Source organism: Pseudomonas sp. PA-5-4B (assembly GCF_021606215.1).
Lineage (GTDB): Bacteria > Pseudomonadota > Gammaproteobacteria > Pseudomonadales > Pseudomonadaceae > Aquipseudomonas > Aquipseudomonas edaphica.
In genome coordinates, this window is the sequence record NZ_WKDB01000003.1 from 118,857 (window position 1) to 131,352 (window position 12,496).

Genomic DNA, 12,496 nt, shown 5'->3' on the forward strand with positions numbered 1-12,496 from the left:
AATTGGCAGCGACGGCAGTGAGGTTAGTCAGCCCGCTTCCGAGCGACAACCTGAAACCTTTGTGGGAAACGTCCGATCGAGAACAGCCCTCAAGCCTAGTGAAGATCAAAATGTGGGAGCTGGCTTGCCTGCGATAGCGATGGGTCAGTCAATAACTCTCTGACTGACAGACCGCCATCGCAGGCAAGCCAGCTCCCACACTTTTTAACCGCATTAAGGCAGGAAGATGACCTTGTCCGCGCTGCCTTTGTTGACTTCCTCGTAGCACTGCACCCCATCCGCCAACGCCACCTCACGCAACCCTGTCGGCAACGGCAGCGAACCCTCATCAAAAAACCGCCCAAACTGCTCCAGCATCACCGCACATTGCTCGCAGTTGTAGAGCAATGAATTGATGCCCACCACCGAGCCGCCCTTGCGGTACAACGCCAGCGCCGGCAGCTGCACATGCCCATCAACCGGCGCCGCGATGATCGCGATGCGGCCGAACGGGGCCAAACCGGCGACAGCCGCCGGCAGCCAGAAACCGGTGGTGTCGAAGATCACATCGGCGCCGCCCTTGAACACCGCATTCACCTGCCCGCCCAATGCGTCCGGTTGGCCCAGGGCAATCGCGTCAAAGCCCTGCGCCTGCAACGCCTCGACCTGATCCGCTTTGCGCACCGCCGCCAGCACCTGCGCACCGCGAATTTTCGCCAGCGCCAACGCCGCGCTGCCTACAGCACCATTGGCGCCAATCACCAGCAGCCGCGTGCCTTTGCCGACACCGCTGCGCTCCAGCGCATCCCAGGCGGTGGTGTACGGCACGCCGAGGCTGGCGGCTTGGGCAAAGCTTAGATGCGTCGGTTTATGCGCCACGCCTTTCGCCGACACCGTGAGGTACTGCGCGTGGGAGCCGTCGGAAAAAAAACCGAGGTCACGGCCGGTGCCCCACACTGCCTGGCCAACCAGTTGCTGCGGGCCTTCCACCACCACACCGGCAAAGTCCCGGCCGGGAATACGCGGCAACGTCGTGTAGGGAAACCGGCCAAGTACGTTTTTAACGTCGCTGGGGTTCAAACCCGCCGCTTTAACCTGGACCAACACTTCACCGGCAGCCGGCAGCGGCTTGTCGACTTCAACGAAACTGAGGGCGGCGAGGTCGCCGGTGGCGGAAAATTGCAGTGCTTTCATGGCCAATATCCATCGAAGTGAAAAAAGAAATCAGGACAACCAACCGCTGACCAGCTCACGGCCCATGGGCCAGAGCTTCTCGCCGATCAACATCCCCATCAGCCCCACCAGGGCAATGGCAGGCGGCGCGGGTGAGCGAAAGTCCAGGGCACCATAGATCACGCCGACAAACAGGCCGATGGCGAGGGAAATGAGATAGTTCATAGGGGATAGTTCATAGGGTTTACGCCGGGTGGGTTGATGCGCTCAGTGTAGTGAGCACCCCCCCGAAGCATCGGCCAAGTGCTTCAGGATTTCGGCCAAAGCCTCAACCGACGTATTGCGACGGTGCCACACCCAGTTCACGGCGGAACATGTCGCTGAAGCTGCTCGGCGAATAGCCCAAAGAGCGGGCAATGCCGCTCACCGACTGGCCCTGGATCAGTTCCGCCACCGCCGTGGCTAGCTGCACCTGACGGCGCCATTCGGCAAAGCCCATACCGAGGTTGTTCTGGAACAACCGCGCCAGGGTGCGCACGCTGGCACCCGCCGCTTCGGCATGTTGCTCAAAGGGGATTTCCAGCGAGGGCGCCGCCATCACTGCCTGGCAGGCATTGATCAAACGGCGGTCCGCCCCCAGTGGCATGGCAATGCGGATCTGGGAGCGGCGCGCGCGTTGCAACTCCAACAGCGCCAGACCGACTACGGCGTCGTAATAGGCGGTATCACCGTTATCGCCTTGATCAACCAGCGTGACGATCAGCTCACGCAGCAGCCCGCCGACTTCAATCACCTGCACCTGGCTGTCCAGCGTCGCCGCCAAGGCTGGGCGCAGGTAGATATTGCGCATCTGCAAGTCCGAGACCACGCGAATCCCGTGCTCCACACCCGGTGGCAACCACACGGCGCGCTGCGGCGGTACTACCAGGGCTTCGCGCGGTGTTTCAACCCACATCACCCCGCTCATGGCGTAGAGCAACTGGCCCCAGTCGTGGCTGTGTGGCTCCACATACAACCCACGGGGGTAGGTGCGCGCCAGTGGTTGCACGGGGACGGCATGATCAGTGAGGTCGGGAGGCGCGGCCAGGGCCATGAAGCACACATCAATCAAGGGTGAGCGGCCATGGTAATGACCGCCACCCGATAAGCCGAGCGGATTTTTAGCCGTGGGCAGACTTGGCGCACTCGCAACCGGTCGACGAGGCACACGGTTCGCCATGCGCATGGTGCTCGGCGCAGCCTTGGCAGCAGTAGCCCTTGCCGTCTTTCATCACCGCGTTGGTGCCCAGTACGCATTTGCAGTGTGGGCAGGCACAGGTTTTATCAGCCATGTTCAGACTCCTTTTGCATGGTCGTCCAGGTGCAACGGGCGCTGCACCTTAAGCAGTGACTACCGGCAAGGTTTCAAGGTTCACCGCCGTTAATCGGCCAGTAGGCTGTTGCTGCGGTACATGAACACCAGCGCCACTGCCAACAGCAGCATTGCCACGATACGGCTGCCCGACAGCTCGATGGCCGGGTTGCCCAGCCAGCCGAAGTTATCGATCAGCATGCCCATGCCCAACTGCCCGACGATCACCGCCACCGTGGCCACTGCCGTCCCCACCACGGGCACTGCGCCGACCATGACCATCATGTACACCACGCCGAACAACGCGCCGGTCAACTGCCATTTGGGCACGTCCAACAAGCTCACCGCCTGTGCGGGTTCGAAGAAGAAAATCAACAGGCCGGTGCTGATCGCCCCGACCGAAAAGGTCAGCAAACTGCTGCGCAACACGCCGACCGCCTGCCCCAGCCGGCCGTTGATCGCGGCTTGCACACTCAGCACCGCACCGGCGGCAATCACCAGTACCAACAACAGAATCAGATTCATCGCTTTAACCCCGTGCAATCAGAACAAGTGCCGCCACAATCAACGCCAGGGCAATCCAGCGTTCGCCATTGACCCGTTTACGCGCGGTGCCGAACCAGCCGAAATGGTCGATCAGCACGCTCTTGCCGACCTGGCCCGAGAGGATCGCGACCATGGTCATGGCGATGCCGATATGCGGCGTGGCCAAAGTCAGCACCACCACGTACATCGGCCCCAAAAAGCCGCCGATCAACTGCCAGCGCGGCAGGTCGGTGAGTGCCGGGCCTTTTTGCGGGCCGCTGAACAGCAGCAGCAAAAACAGAATCGCCGTACCGACGCCAAAGATGCTCAACGTCGCCCACAAATGCCCGACCTGTACACCCAATGGCCCGAGCAAGCCGGCCTCAACCGACAGGCCCATGCCCGCCAGAATCACCAGCGGCAACAGCAGCAATCGCAATAGGTTTTTTTTCGGCCTGGCCTGCGCCACGCCTTCGATGGAACTTGCCTGCATACATCACCTGCGTATCAAAAAAGGAAACATGGTGTGCATTATCCGGTGGCCGTCTTGTGCGATAAATGGGAGCATGCAAATAACACCTTTGCGTATTACGCACAGCACGGAGCCACGATGCAGGGTTTGAATGAACTGAGTTTCAAGGCATTGCGCCTGTTTGTAGCCGTGCTGGATCACGGCAGCTTTTCCGAAGTGGCACGTCGCGAAGGGCTGGCGCCCTCCTCCATCTCACGGCAAATCCAATTGATGGAACAGGCGCTCGGCCAGCAATTGCTCTACCGCCATACGCGTGCGGTCAGCCCCACCGAAGCCGGGCGGCTACTGGGGCGTCATGCGCGCCTGATGCTGGAACAGTTGGAGGCCGCCGGCCAGGCCCTGCAAGAGCAGGAAAGCGAACCCAGCGGGCTGGTGCGCATCAACGCGCCGATGGTATTCGGCCAACGCCACCTGTCACCGTGGCTGGGCGAGTTGTGCCGTCGCTACCCCAAGCTACAGTTGGATATCCAGCAAACCGACACCTACGTCGACCCGCTGCAAGACGGCACCGACCTGCTGTTTCGCATCGGCGTGCTGAACGACTCCAGCATGCAGGCGCGCATCTTCGCGCCCCAGCGTTTTCGCCTCGCCGCCAGCCCCGCCTACCTGGCCCGGCATGGCACGCCGCGCCACCCCGAAGAACTGGCCAACCATCAATGCCTGGCCTACAAAGGCATCACCGGCCAGCAGCGCTGGTTCTTCCGCCGCGGCCAGGGCGACTGGACGCCTTACAGCGTCAAAGGCCCGATCACCGGCAACCACGCCGACACCCTCACCCACGCGGCGGAACAAGGCCTTGGGCTGGTGGTGTTTCCGTCCTGGCTGATCGGCGAAGGCTTGCGCGCCGGCACCTTGCAGGCGGTACTCACGGAGTACGACGTGGCCACCACCCTTGAACCGCAACAGATTGCCGCGCTGTGGCCAGGCAGCCGGCGGCTGTCGCTGAAGGTGCGCACGGTGATTGATTATTTTGTGGAGTGTTTTGGAGCGGTGCCGTATTGGGATCGGTGAGGCTCCTCCCTCTCACTGGAAAAGCATTGGAAGGTAAAAATTCCTCGTGGGAAAAGTAGGCCCGTTCTGATTTTTCGGGCCACTATTTCAGACACGGCATATGGCAGGCAGACTTTGGCTCAATCTTTTTTTGGAGAGGTGCCATGGGTTTCGTTTATCAAAAACAATCGCGCTCTGAACGCGCGGCTAAAGCCGGTCGTCATGCCGTCTTTGATAGCTCAGCTGATTTTGGCTATATTTGGCCAAAATATGGAGATCGCCACATGATTACCGTACCGCTGGGTGAAGCAAAAAATAATCTGTCAAAGCTGGTCGATGAGGCTGCTGCTGGCAAAGTGATCACCATCGCCAAGCATGGGCGTGCGATGGCACAGCTCGTCCCCGTAGGAAAGGCCAAAGGCCGCCGGATTGGCGCAATGAAAGGCAAGCTCATTATCCCCGAAGACTTTGATGCGCCTTTACCCGATGACCTGCTGGATGCGTTTGAGGTCAACCCTTTATGAGGGTGCTATTGGATACCCATATTCTGCTGTGGACACTGAGTGATGACCCCAGGCTATCCAATAAAGCCAAAAAATTGATTGAAGACGCTGCTGAGATTTACGTCAGCGCTGCAACCTTCTGGGAAATGGCGATCAAGGTAGGCTTGGGAAAGCTCGAGGTGCAGCTGGATGAAATTCGTGAATACTGCCTGGAGAGCGGTTTCACCGAATTGCCGATCACCCCAGAACACGCGATTGCAGTGAAGGATCTTGAGCACCACCATAAAGACCCGTTCGACCGGCTTATCGTTGCGGCAGCCATGAGCGAGCCGATGAAACTGCTGACGGCCGATCCGCAGGTTGCCCAGTACACATCCTTGGCAATTCTGGTGTAGACCGCGTTGGAGCGATCACACGTTTAAGTCAAAACAACCACTGCCCAATCAACCACGCATTCGCCCCACTGATCAGCGCAAACAGAAACCACGCCAGTAACCGCGTGGGCAAGCGGTTAACGAAGGGCCCCATCAGTTGCTTGTCGTCAGTCATGCGGATCAGCGGGTACAACGCGAAAGGCAGCTGCAGGCTGAGCACCACCTGGCTCAGAATCAGCAGTTTGCCGATGGCATCGTCGCCCATCAGCCACACCCCCAGGAACGCTGGGATCAGCGCCAATCCGCGCGTGATCAGGCGCCGCTGCCAGCACGGGATGCGCAGGTTGAGGTAACCCTCCATGATCACTTGCCCGGCGATGGTGCCGGTAAAGGTCGAACTCTGCCCCGAAGCCAACAAGGCGATGCCGAACAGGATGCTGGCGAAGGCGCCTCCCACCAATGGGTCAAGCAGGTGATAGGCGTCCTGGATCTCGACCACTTCGGTGTGGCCGGTCTTGTAAAACGCGGCGGCGGCCAACACCAGGATCGCGGCGTTGACCAGCAACGCCAGGGCCAGGGAGCCGATGGTGTCGATACGCGCCAGCTTGACCGCGTCCTGTTTGCTGGCGAGGTCTTTGCCAATCAGGCGGGTCTGCACAATCGAGGTGTGCAAATAGAGGTTATGCGGCATCACCGTGGCGCCAAGGATACCGATAGCCAAATACAACGGCGCTGCATCGCTGATGGCCGCCAGTGACGGGGTAAAGCCACTGAGTACGTCCGGCCAGTAAGGTTTGATCAGCACCAGTTCGATAAAGAAACACACGCCAATGGTTGCAACCAGCGCCAGCATGATCGCTTCCAGGCGGCGGAAACCGCGGTTTTGCAGGGCCAGGATCAATAGTGTGTCGAACGCGGTGATCACAATACCGGTCGTCAGCGATACGCCGAGCAACAAGTGAAATGCCAAGGCGCAACCGAGGACTTCAGCCAGGTCGGTAGCGATAATGGAGATTTCCGCCAACACCCATTGCGTGCGCGCGGAGCGTTTGCTGTAGCGCTCACGGCACAGTTGCGCGAGGTCTTTGCCGGTGGCGATGCCCAGGCGCGAACACAGGCACTGCACCGCCATCCCGGCCAGGCTGGCCAGCAGCACCACGAATAGCAGGCTGTAGCCGTAACGAGAACCGGCTTCGATGGCGGTAGCCCAATTGCCGGGGTCCATGTAGCCGATGGAGATCAGCAGGCCGGGGCCGGCAAACATCAGCGCCCGTTTGAAAAACGAGGCCTTGGGGTCGACGATAACGGAGCCGGCCACTTCCGGCGGGCAGAACGGGGCAGTGGCGATTTTCGGCAGGCTGAATTTCACGCGGTATCCCAGGCAAACACACAAGTCAGGGCCGCAGCTTATCAGTCCGACGCGACCGTGCGCATCACCGTCTCCCGGGGCAAGTCGAACGCTTCGACGACTTGCACCACCAGGTCCATCTCCTGGTTCAACGCTTCGCGCTCCATGCGCTGGCGAATCACGCCAATCACCAAGACCGCCAAGGTGGTGATCGAATAGGCCGGGCCGGAAAGCGCTCGCACGCCCGTTACCAGCAACATCGCCGCCGCCAGCGCCTGGCCCACCAGCGGAATTGCGGTGGCCGCGCCGCGCCGCAAGATAAACCCGGTGAGCCCCGCCAACGCCGTGCCGCTCAGGGCGGTGGTGGCCGAGCGGCCGATATCGATACGATTGAACAGGCCCTGCTCTTTTTGCGCGGCCGCCTTAAGCTCGGCGTCGAAGGCCTGGCGGTCGGCGCGACTGAGTTTGTCCTTGTACTGCTCGATGAGCTTTTCCGCGACCTGTGCCTCGATATCTGCCAGCACCACGGTTTCAAGCGGCCCATCGAACTTGATGCCCAGCCGCTGTGCGACATCTTCGGCGATCTGGCGATAACTCACGCCATGGCCACGGGCGATGTTCATAAAGCTGTCACCGCCCATGCGTTGCAGCTCGATGGCCAGTTTCAGCGGTTCACGTACATCGGCATCGATCGAGGCACTGCGTTTTTGTGCCATCAACTCAGCCAGAAACTTAAGCTCCTCCGGCCGCGCCTGCACCAGCGCGGGGAACAGTTCCACGTCCTCCTCGGCAAAACGCACTTCGCTGCTGCGCAGGTCAGCGCGGATAAGGCCACGCCGTTCCTGCAGCAGGTCGGTGTACTGCACCACCGTTTTCAACTGCGGCCAGTAGGCGGCGTGGTCGAAGGTGGCCAGGTGCACATTGGTGACCTTGGCCTTGAGTGCGGGGGTGACGTCGATCGCATACCGGCCTATGCAGCGCTCGGTGTCCGGCTTGATGGCAAGCGCCCAGTCCTTGCTGGAGTAGCAATTGATCACGCGCCCTTTGAGGGGCGCCGACACTTCATCCCAGGGGCTGGACGTACTGATCGCGCCACCCATCAGCAACACATTGTTAAGCGGCAATTGGCGGGCGACCTCGGGGCTGGCCAGCAGACTCTTGACCAGGATACGCGCGCCCAGGGAATGCCCGATCAGGTTGATGCGCCGCACGGGCAGCGCTTCGCCGTGCAGGTAATGGGCAAGCTCAGGCAATAGCGTCTTGGCCACTTCATCGACACGCGCCTCGACACTTTTGTAATGGTCGAGAAAGTAGGCAATCGCACGGCCCACACCCACGGTTGCCGCGCCCAGGCCGCCACCGCCAAGCATTGCGGTAATCACATCTTTAAAGGGAGCAAAAAGGTTTTCCAGAAAGTGACCCGCCGGCCAGAACAGCATCAGGTTGGTCGAGCCTTCGATGCTTGCCAGTTGTTGCGTGAAATTGCCCAGTTGCTGGCGGTTGAAGAACGCCGAATAACCGTGAACATAGAGATTGAGCACATCCCCCTGAGGCTCGCCACACAACAGAAACGTGGGCTTGCGGGTGCGGTGCATTTCATCCCACTGGTGTTGCATGGGCCGGTGACTCCTGATGACGGTGGGCGGCGATAGTAACAAAGCAGGACCGCCTGCAAGGTGAATCCTGACCAGCGTGTGAGCTTTTTAGAACAACGACACGGCCTTGGACTTGGCCAGGTAGCGCGCCGGGGAATCGCCCAGGTGACGGCGGAACAGCGCGGTGAAGGCGCTGGGGCTGCTGAAGCCCAATGCAAATGCGACCTCGGTGATCGAGGCGCCGTGGCTGAGTTGCGCGGTGGCCTCCAGCAGGCAGACTTGCTGGCGCCACGCCACGAAGGTCATGCCGGTGCTTTCCAGGAAGTGACGAGTAAAGGTCCGCCGGCTCATGCTCGACCAACTGGCCATTTGATCGAGGGACACGGTTTGCGCAGGCGCGTCCAGAAAGCGCTGGCAAGCCCTCGCCAAACGCGGTTCAGAGGGCAGCGGCGCACTGAGGGGCAAGGCCGATAGCGTACTGATTTCGTCGATCAGCAGCGTCAATACACAGTGCCGCCGCACCTCGGACGTTGCCGATGCCCCGCACGTCAATGCCGCTTCCAGAAGATGCCTGAGCAGTGGCGACACCTCGAAAACCTGGCAGTGTCCCTGCAGCCCTGCGCGCTCGGCGGCTTGAGCATCGAGGTAGGTATTGAGCATCACCACATCGCCGCGCATGTGCATTTCATGGGCAATGCCACCGGGCACCCAGACGGCCCGCTGCGGCGGCACCACCCAGTTGCCCAGGTCGGTGAACATTCTTAAGGCACCGGTGGAAGCATAGGCAAACTGGCCGCGCGGGTGCGTATGCCGGGCAAACACACTGCCGCATGGGTATTCACGCAGGGTCACAAGCGCTTCGGGGTCGTTGTCGTTAAAGGTCGGAATCATGGCCCGATCTTGTCAAAGTATGACCTGACATGGCAAGCGGGCCATACGCCCGAGCTCTAACCTTCAACCCTTTGAAGCAACCGGTTCGAAGGAACGTCCATGCACAAGAAACACCTGGCACTTGCCCTGTTGGTCACGCTGGCCTGGGGGCTGAATTTCCCCATCACCAAACTGGGCCTGCGGGCCATCGACCCTTTTTTACTCACCGGCCTGCGCTTCGCCCTCGCCGCCTTGCCCCTGGTGTTCGTCATCAAGCGCCCCGCCGTGCCATTCGGTTATGTAGCGGCCTATGGCGTGATCTTCGGGCTGGGCATGTGGGGTGTGATCAACTATGGCATCCAGCTTGGGGTGAGCCCGGGGATTGCCTCATTGCTCATCCAGCTCAGCGTGTTTTTCACCCTGGGTTGGGGCTGCGTGCTATTCAAGGAGAAAATTCGCGGCGCGCAGTGGGCCGGGGCTTTTCTGGCCTTGATCGGATTAACCGGGATCATCGCCAACCAGCAAGGCGAACACGCTGCGCTCGGCGTGCTGATGATCGTGTTCAGCGCACTGGCGTGGAGCATCGGCAACGTCATCATCAAGACGTCGGGGGTTAAAGAAATCTTTTCGTTCATGGTCTGGGCCAGCCTGTTTCCGCCAATCCCGCTGTTCCTGATGGCCTGGTGGGTGCACGGCGACGGTGCGTTCGTAAGCCTCCCCGCCAACCTAGACCTCACCGCCGTGTGGTCGCTGCTGTTTCAGGTTTACCTGGCCACGCACTTTGCTTACTGGGGCTGGAACACGTTGCTCAAGGCGTACCCCGTGTCCACGGTAGCGCCGCTGTCGCTATTGATCCCGGTGTTCGGGATTGCCAGTTCGATGTTGATACTGGGCGAGCGTGTTTCCACAGCCAATCTGGTCTTTATCGCAGTGATTATCAGCGGCTTGGCAGTCGGGCTTTATCGCAAACCGATTGTGCATACCAGTAGATAGTCATGACAGAAACTTGGTATATTGTTCGCGCATTCGCTCTATTAGCATTCGTCGGATCGTGTATTCAATCGAGGAAATACCATGAGCATGCCCGAATTTTTTGTCACCCCAGGCTATGGCGATACCATGCGCGAACACCTGCACTATTCCCAAGCAGTGAAAATCGGTAACCGCGTGGAAACGTCAGGCCAGGGCGGCTGGGACGATGAGTTCCAGATCCCCGCCGACCTCAGTGAAGAAATCGCCCAGGCGTTTCACAACCTGGACCGAACCCTGGCCACCGCCGGCGCGGGTTGGGAGCATGTGATTCACATAAACTCCTACCACGTCGGTGGGTTTGCACCTGAGGTCAACGAAGCGATGGTCCAGCAATACCGGCGCTACATGCCCCACCATGCGCCGATCTGGACGCAAGTCGGCGTCGAGGCCCTGGGACTGCCGACCATGCGCGTGGAGATACGCGTAACCGCGATTATTCCCTGACCCCAAACGTGCGGATCACCCACTCGGTAAAGACCTTGAGCCGCGCACTCTGATGACGGTTAGGTGGGTAGAGGATATGCAATGGCGTGGCCGGGCGCGACCAACCCGGCAGCACCTCAACCAACTGGCCGGTATCGAGGTAGTGCTGCACGATCGACTTGAAGTGCTGCCCCACACCAAGGCCCGCGAGCAGCATTTCCTTGAGGCCGTTGCCTTCGTTAGTCGAAAAAGCGCAGTCGTTGACCTCGATACGTTGCTGGCCCTGCTCAAAAATCAGCGGCTCCGGCTTGCCCGACCCAGCAAAAAAATACCCGGCCCTGAGGTGGTTGTTTACAAGGTCTTCGGGCGAAACCGGCAAACCCCGGCGCGCCACGTAACTGGGTGCCGCACAGGTCAGGTATTCAAGGTCCGCCACCTTGCGCCCGATCATCGCCATGTCTTCCAGCTTGCCAGCACGGATCACGCAATCGGCGCCCTCCCCGACGATATTCACCGCACGGTCGCTGATGCCCAAGGCGATGGTGATATCGGGGTACTCACGATGAAAGTCCACCAACGCCGGAATCAACAGGCAATTGGCAAACGAGGCCGGTGCATCCACGCGCAGGTGCCCGCCGGGCTTGAGGATCTGCCCGCGTGCGGCGCTGTCCACTTCATCCAGCTCAGCCACCAGCCGTCGCGCATGGCGGTAATACTCCAGCCCTTCAAGCGTGGGCGCCAGGGCGCGGGTGGTTCGGTGCATCAGCTGGGTGCCCAGGTGTCTTTCCAGGTCAGTGATGAGTTTGCTGACGGTAGAGCGTGGCAGCGCCAACTGGTCGGATGCACGGCTGAATGAACCGGTATCGACAACACGGACGAAGGCGCGCATGGCCAGGAGCTGATTCATCGGGGTGGTCCACTGTGACTTAGTGAGCGAAGTTGTCGATCTTGACCTGGCCATCCGGGAAGGTCGCGATGATTTCCAACTCGCCGCCCATCGCCCGGATGTAGTCACGCAGCGTGCTGATGTACATGTCGGTACGCCGCTCCATCTTGGAAACCGCTGCCTGGTTGATATTCAACGCCTTGGCCAGGCTTTCCTGGCTCAGTTGCTGGGCCTTGCGCAGCTCATGCAGGGGCATTTCCTTGAGGTGCTGGCGGAACAGCTGCTCGGCTTCGGCACGCGATTGCGGGGTCATGCGCGCTTGAAGTTCAGCGAATTTTTTAGCCATGGTGACGGGCCTCTTTACGCAATGTTTGCAAATGGATGTCGTACACATTTTCGGCCAAGGGCACATGCACCTCGTACCACCTGGGGTGTGCGGCTTTATCGCCGCCGATCAGCAGGACAGCGCAGCGCCGGGGATCAAATGCATACAGCACTCGATAGGGCCGGCCGGCGTGCCGGACCCGCAGTTCCCGCAGGTTGCCATGCCGGGAACCCTTGATATCACTGGTATGGGGGAAGCCCAGGCCAGGCCCTAAAAGCCCCAGCAGATCAACGCTGGCGGACACGGAGACTTGCTCCTTTGCGCCCAGTTCATCCCACCATTCTGCGAATTCATCCGTGTATTCAACGTCCCAATCCATGCGAATATGCCACCTAAGGAATATAAACTCAAGGGCATACTTTAGATTCAGAAAAGACTGCATTACCAGCCGGGTTCCAGGGGAAATTGTTTGTACATCCTTCTGACCAGACGCTGAGCAACAACCCTGCCCTATTGGCAAACCATCGAATAGCGTTAAGAAATACTTCCAAAAAAAAACCGCCCTTTCGGGCGGTTAAAAATACTCGGCT

General features: G+C 60.0%; 17 protein-coding genes. 5 read left to right on the top strand and 12 right to left on the bottom strand.

From position 1 onward, the window contains the following. Positions 1-213: 213 nt before the first annotated feature. The 6 genes from GIW28_RS03295 to GIW28_RS03320 all read right to left on the bottom strand — a co-directional run bounded on the left by GIW28_RS03295 (position 214) and on the right by GIW28_RS03320 (position 3,521). Positions 214-1,173: a quinone oxidoreductase family protein gene (locus GIW28_RS03295; protein ID WP_236447547.1), complete on the bottom strand. Its 960-nt coding sequence runs from the start codon at positions 1,171-1,173 to the stop codon at positions 214-216. 30 nt (positions 1,174-1,203) lie between these two features. Further along, positions 1,204-1,377 (bottom strand): DUF1427 family protein, encoded by a 174-nt coding sequence (locus GIW28_RS03300; RefSeq protein ID WP_017139616.1) that lies wholly within the window; start codon positions 1,375-1,377, stop codon positions 1,204-1,206. Positions 1,378-1,480: 103 nt separating this feature from the next. Next, positions 1,481-2,245 (bottom strand): AraC family transcriptional regulator, encoded by a 765-nt coding sequence (locus GIW28_RS03305; protein WP_170039749.1) that lies wholly within the window; start codon positions 2,243-2,245, stop codon positions 1,481-1,483. Positions 2,246-2,312: 67 nt separating this feature from the next. Next, positions 2,313-2,483: a metallothionein gene (locus GIW28_RS03310; protein ID WP_017139618.1), complete on the bottom strand. Its 171-nt coding sequence runs from the start codon at positions 2,481-2,483 to the stop codon at positions 2,313-2,315. Positions 2,484-2,572: 89 nt separating this feature from the next. Continuing rightward, positions 2,573-3,028 carry a DMT family transporter gene (locus tag GIW28_RS03315; protein WP_236447548.1) on the bottom strand — a complete coding sequence of 152 codons (456 nt, stop codon included), beginning with the start codon at positions 3,026-3,028 and terminating at the stop codon, positions 2,573-2,575. A 4-nt stretch (positions 3,029-3,032) separates the two neighbouring features. Continuing rightward, complete coding sequence (locus tag GIW28_RS03320; protein ID WP_099549268.1) at positions 3,033-3,521, bottom strand: DMT family transporter; 489 nt, start codon at positions 3,519-3,521, stop codon at positions 3,033-3,035. 117 nt (positions 3,522-3,638) lie between these two features. Here GIW28_RS03320 and GIW28_RS03325 point away from each other — a divergent pair, with 117 nt between their 5' ends. The 3 genes from GIW28_RS03325 (at position 3,639) to GIW28_RS03335 (ending at position 5,448) form a co-directional block, all read left to right on the top strand. Beyond that, positions 3,639-4,571 carry a LysR family transcriptional regulator gene (locus GIW28_RS03325; protein ID WP_017139621.1) on the top strand — a complete coding sequence of 311 codons (933 nt, stop codon included), beginning with the start codon at positions 3,639-3,641 and terminating at the stop codon, positions 4,569-4,571. 143 nt (positions 4,572-4,714) lie between these two features. Further along, positions 4,715-5,074 carry a type II toxin-antitoxin system Phd/YefM family antitoxin gene (locus GIW28_RS03330; protein WP_099549267.1) on the top strand — a complete coding sequence of 120 codons (360 nt, stop codon included), beginning with the start codon at positions 4,715-4,717 and terminating at the stop codon, positions 5,072-5,074. Further along, entirely contained in the window at positions 5,071-5,448 is a 378-nt protein-coding gene (locus GIW28_RS03335; protein WP_026013886.1) for a type II toxin-antitoxin system VapC family toxin, read from the top strand. The genes GIW28_RS03330 and GIW28_RS03335 overlap by 4 nt, the downstream gene beginning before the upstream one ends. Positions 5,449-5,476: 28 nt before the next feature. On the opposite strand, the gene GIW28_RS03340 is transcribed toward GIW28_RS03335, so the two are convergent. From GIW28_RS03340 to GIW28_RS03350, 3 genes are all read right to left on the bottom strand, one after another. Further along, positions 5,477-6,796 carry an Nramp family divalent metal transporter gene (locus tag GIW28_RS03340; RefSeq protein WP_017139624.1) on the bottom strand — a complete coding sequence of 440 codons (1,320 nt, stop codon included), beginning with the start codon at positions 6,794-6,796 and terminating at the stop codon, positions 5,477-5,479. A 41-nt stretch (positions 6,797-6,837) separates the two neighbouring features. Further along, a complete protein-coding gene (locus tag GIW28_RS03345) occupies positions 6,838-8,391 on the bottom strand; it encodes a DUF726 domain-containing protein (RefSeq protein WP_169986383.1) in 1,554 nt (517 codons plus the stop codon). A gap of 87 nt (positions 8,392-8,478) precedes the next feature. Then, complete coding sequence (locus GIW28_RS03350; protein ID WP_017139626.1) at positions 8,479-9,261, bottom strand: AraC family transcriptional regulator; 783 nt, start codon at positions 9,259-9,261, stop codon at positions 8,479-8,481. A gap of 99 nt (positions 9,262-9,360) precedes the next feature. Between GIW28_RS03350 and GIW28_RS03355 the strand changes: the two genes are divergently transcribed. Both GIW28_RS03355 and GIW28_RS03360 read left to right on the top strand, forming a co-directional pair. After that, a complete protein-coding gene (locus GIW28_RS03355; RefSeq protein WP_138451496.1) occupies positions 9,361-10,233 on the top strand; it encodes an EamA family transporter in 873 nt (290 codons plus the stop codon). An 81-nt stretch (positions 10,234-10,314) separates the two neighbouring features. Beyond that, on the top strand, positions 10,315-10,716 hold the full coding sequence (locus tag GIW28_RS03360; protein WP_017139628.1) for a RidA family protein: 402 nt from the start codon (positions 10,315-10,317) through the stop codon (positions 10,714-10,716). On the opposite strand, the gene GIW28_RS03365 is transcribed toward GIW28_RS03360, so the two are convergent. Genes GIW28_RS03365 through GIW28_RS03375 form a run of 3 tightly spaced genes read right to left on the bottom strand, consistent with a single transcriptional unit; the run spans position 10,706 to position 12,285 of the window. Beyond that, the gene (locus tag GIW28_RS03365; RefSeq protein WP_017139629.1) at positions 10,706-11,602 is read right to left on the bottom strand and encodes a LysR family transcriptional regulator; all 897 of its coding nucleotides are present in this window, start codon (positions 11,600-11,602) and stop codon (positions 10,706-10,708) included. The two genes, GIW28_RS03360 and GIW28_RS03365, sit on opposite strands and share 11 nt — an antisense overlap. Positions 11,603-11,621: 19 nt before the next feature. Then, positions 11,622-11,927 (bottom strand): XRE family transcriptional regulator, encoded by a 306-nt coding sequence (locus tag GIW28_RS03370; RefSeq protein ID WP_017139630.1) that lies wholly within the window; start codon positions 11,925-11,927, stop codon positions 11,622-11,624. Continuing rightward, positions 11,920-12,285, bottom strand: coding sequence for a type II toxin-antitoxin system RelE/ParE family toxin (locus GIW28_RS03375; RefSeq protein ID WP_138453449.1), 366 nt, complete (start codon positions 12,283-12,285; stop codon positions 11,920-11,922). The genes GIW28_RS03370 and GIW28_RS03375 overlap by 8 nt, the downstream gene beginning before the upstream one ends. Between the last annotated feature and the right edge of the window lie 211 nt (positions 12,286-12,496).

Coding starts and splice junctions, on each gene's coding strand:
- GIW28_RS03295 (WP_236447547.1), bottom strand. CDS start 1,173: ATGAAAGCACTGCAATTTTCCGCCACCGGCGACCTCGCCGCCCTCAGT.
- GIW28_RS03300 (WP_017139616.1), bottom strand. CDS start 1,377: ATGAACTATCTCATTTCCCTCGCCATCGGCCTGTTTGTCGGCGTGATC.
- GIW28_RS03305 (WP_170039749.1), bottom strand. CDS start 2,245: ATGGCCCTGGCCGCGCCTCCCGACCTCACTGATCATGCCGTCCCCGTG.
- GIW28_RS03310 (WP_017139618.1), bottom strand. CDS start 2,483: ATGGCTGATAAAACCTGTGCCTGCCCACACTGCAAATGCGTACTGGGC.
- GIW28_RS03315 (WP_236447548.1), bottom strand. CDS start 3,028: ATGAATCTGATTCTGTTGTTGGTACTGGTGATTGCCGCCGGTGCGGTG.
- GIW28_RS03320 (WP_099549268.1), bottom strand. CDS start 3,521: ATGCAGGCAAGTTCCATCGAAGGCGTGGCGCAGGCCAGGCCGAAAAAA.
- GIW28_RS03325 (WP_017139621.1), top strand. CDS start 3,639: ATGCAGGGTTTGAATGAACTGAGTTTCAAGGCATTGCGCCTGTTTGTA.
- GIW28_RS03330 (WP_099549267.1), top strand. CDS start 4,715: ATGGGTTTCGTTTATCAAAAACAATCGCGCTCTGAACGCGCGGCTAAA.
- GIW28_RS03335 (WP_026013886.1), top strand. CDS start 5,071: ATGAGGGTGCTATTGGATACCCATATTCTGCTGTGGACACTGAGTGAT.
- GIW28_RS03345 (WP_169986383.1), bottom strand. CDS start 8,391: ATGCAACACCAGTGGGATGAAATGCACCGCACCCGCAAGCCCACGTTT.
- GIW28_RS03350 (WP_017139626.1), bottom strand. CDS start 9,261: ATGATTCCGACCTTTAACGACAACGACCCCGAAGCGCTTGTGACCCTG.
- GIW28_RS03355 (WP_138451496.1), top strand. CDS start 9,361: ATGCACAAGAAACACCTGGCACTTGCCCTGTTGGTCACGCTGGCCTGG.
- GIW28_RS03360 (WP_017139628.1), top strand. CDS start 10,315: ATGAGCATGCCCGAATTTTTTGTCACCCCAGGCTATGGCGATACCATG.
- GIW28_RS03365 (WP_017139629.1), bottom strand. CDS start 11,602: ATGAATCAGCTCCTGGCCATGCGCGCCTTCGTCCGTGTTGTCGATACC.
- GIW28_RS03370 (WP_017139630.1), bottom strand. CDS start 11,927: ATGGCTAAAAAATTCGCTGAACTTCAAGCGCGCATGACCCCGCAATCG.
- GIW28_RS03375 (WP_138453449.1), bottom strand. CDS start 12,285: ATGGATTGGGACGTTGAATACACGGATGAATTCGCAGAATGGTGGGAT.